Source organism: Mesorhizobium sp. M7A.T.Ca.US.000.02.2.1 (genome assembly GCF_003996995.1).
Classification (GTDB): domain Bacteria; phylum Pseudomonadota; class Alphaproteobacteria; order Rhizobiales; family Rhizobiaceae; genus Mesorhizobium.
In genome coordinates this window covers 1-425 of sequence record NZ_RZTT01000923.1, presented here as the reverse complement: position 1 = coordinate 425, position 425 = coordinate 1, and the positions used below count along the sequence as shown (strand labels likewise).

The following is a 425-nucleotide window of genomic DNA, read 5'->3' as shown; positions in this document are numbered from 1 at the left end:
GACGTCGACCGACTTGCCAGGCGAATAGGCGCCGATCAGCCGGGCCAGTTCCTTCGGCGAAGCGACATCCTTGCCGTCGACCTGGGTGATCACGTCACCGGCCGTGATGCCCGCCTTCTTGCCGGGACCATCGTCCTGGGCACTGGAAACCAGTGCGCCGTTGTTGGATTTCAGACCAAGCGACTCAGCGATGTCGGAGGTGACCGGCTGGATTTCCACACCGAGCCAGCCGCGCTGCACGGAACCGCTCTTCATCAGGTCCTGAACGACCTGCTTGGCGGTCGAAGCGGGAATGTCGAAGGCGATGCCGACGCTGCCGCCGGACGGCGAGAAGATCGCGGTGTTGATGCCGACGACCTGGCCGTTGAGGTTGAAGGTCGGACCGCCAGAATTGCCGCGGTTGACCGATGCGTCGATCTGGATGA

At 63.5% G+C, this 425-nt stretch carries 1 protein-coding gene; it reads right to left on the bottom strand.

Features of this window, described 5'->3' with window-relative positions:
• On the bottom strand, window positions 1-425 hold a 425-nt coding region (locus tag EOD15_RS35460), incomplete at both ends, for a PDZ domain-containing protein (RefSeq protein ID WP_127409401.1).